The 4794-nt window shown below is 72.4% G+C and carries 5 protein-coding genes; 2 read left to right on the top strand and 3 right to left on the bottom strand.

The window, feature by feature from the left end; all coding sequences use genetic code 11:
* The 3 genes from Q0112_RS13245 to Q0112_RS13235 form a co-directional block, all read right to left on the bottom strand.
* Positions 1-1036: alcohol dehydrogenase catalytic domain-containing protein (locus tag Q0112_RS13245; protein ID WP_297976027.1), on the bottom strand; the 1036-nt coding region annotated here is incomplete at its 3' end.
* A 17-nt stretch (positions 1037-1053) separates the two neighbouring features.
* Positions 1054-1782, bottom strand: coding sequence for an SDR family oxidoreductase (locus Q0112_RS13240; protein ID WP_297976025.1), 729 nt, complete (start codon positions 1780-1782; stop codon positions 1054-1056).
* A 51-nt stretch (positions 1783-1833) separates the two neighbouring features.
* Positions 1834-2400, bottom strand: coding sequence for a GcrA family cell cycle regulator (locus Q0112_RS13235; RefSeq protein WP_297976024.1), 567 nt, complete (start codon positions 2398-2400; stop codon positions 1834-1836).
* 286 nt (positions 2401-2686) lie between these two features.
* On the opposite strand from Q0112_RS13235, the gene Q0112_RS13230 reads away from it, so the two are divergent.
* Both Q0112_RS13230 and argF read left to right on the top strand, forming a co-directional pair.
* Positions 2687-3868, top strand: coding sequence for an aspartate aminotransferase family protein (locus Q0112_RS13230; RefSeq protein ID WP_297976022.1), 1182 nt, complete (start codon positions 2687-2689; stop codon positions 3866-3868).
* The gene (gene argF, locus Q0112_RS13225) at positions 3865-4791 is read left to right on the top strand and encodes an ornithine carbamoyltransferase (protein WP_297976020.1); all 927 of its coding nucleotides are present in this window, start codon (positions 3865-3867) and stop codon (positions 4789-4791) included. Before Q0112_RS13230 ends, argF begins: the two co-directional genes overlap by 4 nt.
* The last annotated feature ends 3 nt before the right edge of the window (positions 4792-4794 follow it).

The raw sequence follows: 4794 nt of genomic DNA, 5'->3' as shown, positions 1-4794 counted from the left end.
TCTGGAAGTCGGCGAGCGGCATGCGCTGGGTGACGATCTCCTCCATCGGCAGGCGGCCCTCCTCCAGCATGCGGATCGCGACCGGGTAGGTGTGCGGGGAGAGGTGGGCGCCGTGGATGTCGAGCTCCTTGGTGTCGCCGATGATCGTCCAGTCGACCGTCACCGGCTCGCGCATCACCGAGAATTCGACGAAGGTGCCGAGCTTGCGGATCATGTGCAGGCCGTCGACCACCGCCTTGGGGTGGCCGGTCGCCTCGATGTAGACGTCGCAGCCGTAGCCGCCGGTGAGCTTCCTGACTTCGTCGACCACGTCGACCTTGGTCGGGTTGAGGCCGATGTCGGCGCCGCAGCGCCTGGCCATCTCGAGCCGGGCGTCGTTGAGGTCGACCGCGATGAGGAGCGCCGGCTGCTTCATGCGGGCGGCGGCGAACATGCCGAGGCCGAGCGGGCCGGCGCCGGCGATGACCACGGTGTCCTGGAACTCGATGTTGCCGCGCTGGACGGCGTGGATCGAGCAGGCGAGCGGCTCGATGAAGGCGGCGTGGTGGGCCGGCATGCCCGAGGGGACCTTGTGGTTGAGGGCGCCGGCGGGGAACTTCAGGTACTCGGCCATGGCGCCGGGCGTGCGCTGGCGGAAGCCGTAGATGTCGTGGACCGCGCACATCCAGTACTTGCCGGTCATGCAGAAGCGGCACTTCCAGCAGGGCACGATCTGCTCGGAGACCGCCATGTCGCCGATCTCGAGGCCGTACTTCTCGCCCGCCCCCTCGCCGAGGGCGACGACCTTGCCGACGAACTCGTGGCCGGGGGTGATCGGCGGCTGGCAGTAGCCCTTGCGGCTGGCGTCGCCCCAGAAGAGCGGGGCGCCGAGGTAGCACTTGAGGTCGCTGGCGCAGATGCCGGCGGAGGCGACCTTGACCAGCACCTCGCCTGGGCCGACCTCCGGCACCGGGATCTCCTCGAGGCGGTAGTCCTCGGGGGCGTGGCAGATCACGGAGGCCATGGTCTTCGGCAGGTCGGGGATGTTCTGGAGCATCGGGCTTCCTCGGGGGGTCAGATGTCCTGGTTCTGCGGCAGGATGACGACGTCGCGGATGGTGACGCGGGCCGGGCGGGTGAGCATGAAGCGCACGGCGTCGGCCACGTCCTCGGAGAGGAGGCCGGCGTGGGCCGCGGCCTTCTCGGCGATCCGCGCCGGGTCGGTGTAGCCCCAGAGCTCGTTCAGGACGATGCCGGGGGAGACCTCGCCGACGCGGAGGCCGTGCGGGGCGACCTGGCGGCGGAGGCCGTGCACGAAGCTCTGGATGGCGTGCTTGGTGGCGCTGTAGACCGGCTCCCAGTGCAGCGCGGCGTGGCCGGAGATCGAGCTCGTCACGACGATGTGGCCAGAGCGTTCGGCGATCATCGCCGGCAGGGCGGCGCGGATGGCGCGGAAGACGCTCGATACGTTGACGGCGATCATCTCGTCCCAGCGGGCGGGGTCGCCGTCCGCCACGTCGCCGGGGACGTAGATGCCGGCGTTGGCGAGGAGGACGTCGATGCGGCCGAAGCGCTCGAGGGTGGCGGCGACCATGGCGTCGACCTCCTCGGGGCGGGTGAGGTCGGTGGGGAGGACGAGGGTCTCGGCGCCGGTCGAGGCGGCGACTTCGGCGAGCCGGTCGGCGGAGCGGGCGGCGAGGGCGAGGCGGGCGCCCTCGGCGCCGAGCATCCGGGCGAGCGCGCGGCCGATGCCGGAGCTGGCGCCGGTGACGAGCGCGACCTTGCCCCTGAGCGGCGTCTCCATTCCTCCCCTCCCCCGGGCTCGTCCCCTGCCCCGGTTCGCCCGGGGCCGGGCCTAGCGGCCGCCGGCGCGGCGGTCGCGGCGGGCGGACATCGGCTGGAAGGCCACCGCCACGTGCGTCTCGCAGTAGGGCTTGCCCGGCACCGAGGGCAGGCCGCAGAACCAGAAGTCGTCGGTCGCGGGGTCGCCGACCGGCCATTTGCAGGTGCGCTCGGTCAGCTGCATCAGCGCGAGGCGGCGGGCCTTCTTGGCGACCTCGGCGAGGTTTGCGAGCGCCTCGGCGCTGATCTCGGAATGGCTCGGCTGCGGCGGGGTTGGCTGGCCGGGCACCGGCTTGGGGCGAACGACCGGGATCGGGTCGCGCGCCGCCGGACGCGGCGGGACCGGCGCGGGCTGTGGGGGCGTCTCGGCCAGCGGCTCGCGCACTTCCTCGGCGGGGGCCGGGGCGGCGGACGCCTCATCGGCCTCGGCGCCGACGCGGTTCGAGAGGCCGAGGCGGTGCACCTTGCCGATCACCGCGTTGCGGGTGACGCCGCCGAGCTCCTTGGCGATCTGGCTCGCACTCTTGCCGTCGGCCCACATGGCCTTCAGGGTTTCAACACGCTCGTCGGTCCAGGACATGTCGGACAGGGCTCCGTTCGGGCAAGGATGGTGTCCCGCGCTACGGGGCGTCGGACGCCGGGAGACAATATATGCGCCGGCACCGCGTGGTTACAAGCGCGGGGTCGGGCGGCCGGAGGGCGAGGCAGCCGGACATGGACCGTCGCTCCGGGCGCGAAGGGCCGCGTGCGAGGATGCCGGGGCGCGAATTGACTCGCGGCGACCCTTGCTGCAAGAACGGCGGCTCGCCCCATGCCTCGGCCGCGCCTGGGGCCTTTTGCGTTTGCGGCCGCAAAGGAGCAGGATCGTGATACCGCCCGTCCTTCCGACCTATGCGCGGGCCCCGCTCTCCTTCGTGGAGGGAGAGGGGCCGTGGCTGGTGGAGGAAGGGGGCGAGCGATACCTCGACCTCGGCGGCGGCATCGCGGTGACGATCCTCGGGCATGCGCATCCGGCGCTCGTCGCGGCGCTCGAGGGGCAGGCGCGGAAGCTCTGGCATACCTCGAACCTCTACCGCATCCCGAACCAGGAGGCGCTGGCCGAGCGGCTGGTGGCGGCGACCTTCGCCGACACGGTCTTCGTGACCAATTCGGGCACCGAGGCGATCGAGTGCGCGATCAAGATGGCGCGCAAGCATTTCGACGCGAAGGGCGAGCCGGAGCGGAACCGGATCATCGCCTTCGAGGGGTCGTTCCACGGCCGCAGCTACGGCGCGATCTCGGCGGCGGGGTCGGAGAAGATGGTGAAGGGCTTCGGGCCGGTGGTGCCGGGGTTCGACCATCTGCCCTTCGGCGACGTCGCGGCGGTCGAGGCGGCGGTGGGGCCGGAGACGGCGGCGGTGCTGGTCGAGCCGATCCAGGGCGAGGGCGGCATCCGCGCGCTGCCGGCCGAGGATCTGCGCGCGCTCCGGGCGCTCTGCGACCGGCACGGGCTGCTGCTGGTGCTCGACGAGATCCAGTGCGGCATGGGGCGGACCGGGCGGCTCTTCCATCACGAGTGGGCCGGGATCACGCCCGACATCATGGCGATCGCCAAGGGGATCGGCGGCGGCTTCCCGCTCGGGGCCTGCCTCGCGACCGAGGCGGCGGCGGCGGGGATGACGACGGGGACGCATGGCTCGACCTACGGCGGCAACCCGCTCGGCTGCGCCGTGGGCTGCGCGGTCATGGACATCGTGACGGCGCCCGGGTTCCTCGACCAGGTGAGCCGGCTCGGCGGGCGGCTCAGGCAGGGGCTCGAGGGGCTGGTCGCGGCGCATCCGGAGGTCTTCGAGTCGGTGCTGGGCGAGGGGCTGATGCTCGGGCTCCGGTGCCGGATGCCGGCGGGCGACGTGGTGAAGGCGGGCTACGGGGCGCGGGTGCTGGTGGTGCCGGCGGCGGACAATGTCGTGCGCCTGCTGCCGCCGCTCAACCTGACCGAGGCGGAGGCCGAGGAGGGGCTGCGCCGGCTCGACGCCGCGGCTCAGGCGCTCGAGGCGGCGGCGGCATGAGGCACTTCCTCGATCTGCACGCCACGCCGGCCGAGGAGTTGCGGGCGATCCTCGGCCAGGCTTCGGCGATGAAGGCGGCGCGCGCCGGGCGGCCGCGCGGGGTGCCGGACGACGAGGCGGCGCTCGCCGGGCGGGTGGTGGCGCTCGTCTTCGAGAAGCCCTCGACGCGGACGCGGGTGAGCTTCGACGTCGGCGTGCGGCAGATGGGCGGCGAGACGCTGGTGCTCTCGGGCAGCGAGATGCAGCTCGGGCACGGCGAGACCATCGCCGACACGGCGCGGGTGCTGTCGCGCTTCGTCGACATGGTGATGATCCGCACCTTCGACCCGGCGGTGCTGCACGAGCTGGCCGACTTCGCCACGGTGCCGGTCATCAACGGGCTGACCGACGCGAGCCATCCCTGCCAGATCATGGCCGACGTGCTGACCTACGAGGAGCATCGCGGGCCGATCCGGGGCGCGCGGGTGGTCTGGTCGGGGGACGGCAACAACGTCTGCGCCTCCTTCCTGCACGCGGCGGGGCAGTTCGGCTTCGACTTCGTCTTCACCGGGCCGGCGGCCTACGATCCCGCGCCCGAGGCCCTCGCCTTCGCGCGCGCGAAGGGGGTGAAGGTCGAGATCGAGCGCGACGCGTTCCGGGCGGTCGCGGGGGCGGATCTCGTCGTCACCGACACCTGGCTTTCGATGCACGACCCGCAGAGCGCGCGGGAGCGGCGGCATTCGCTGCTCCGGCCCTATCAGGTGAACGCGGAGCTGATGGCGGCGGCGAAGCCGGAGGCGCTCTTCATGCACTGCCTGCCGGCGCACCGCGCCGAGGAGGTGACGAGCGAGGTGATGGACGGGCCGCATTCGGTCGTCTTCGACGAGGCGGAGAACCGGCTGCACGTGCAGAAGGCGATCATGCGCTGGTGCCTCGGAGTGTGACTG

The sequence above is a fragment of the uncultured Amaricoccus sp. genome (genome assembly GCF_937858865.1).
In the GTDB taxonomy this organism is placed as follows: Bacteria; Pseudomonadota; Alphaproteobacteria; order Rhodobacterales; family Rhodobacteraceae; genus Amaricoccus.
The sequence above is the reverse complement of the archived record's forward strand: the minus strand, read 5'-3'. Positions and strand labels throughout refer to the sequence as shown.

Coding starts and splice junctions, on each gene's coding strand:
- Q0112_RS13240 (WP_297976025.1), bottom strand. CDS start 1,782: ATGGAGACGCCGCTCAGGGGCAAGGTCGCGCTCGTCACCGGCGCCAGC.
- Q0112_RS13235 (WP_297976024.1), bottom strand. CDS start 2,400: ATGTCCTGGACCGACGAGCGTGTTGAAACCCTGAAGGCCATGTGGGCC.
- argF (WP_297976020.1), top strand. CDS start 3,865: ATGAGGCACTTCCTCGATCTGCACGCCACGCCGGCCGAGGAGTTGCGG.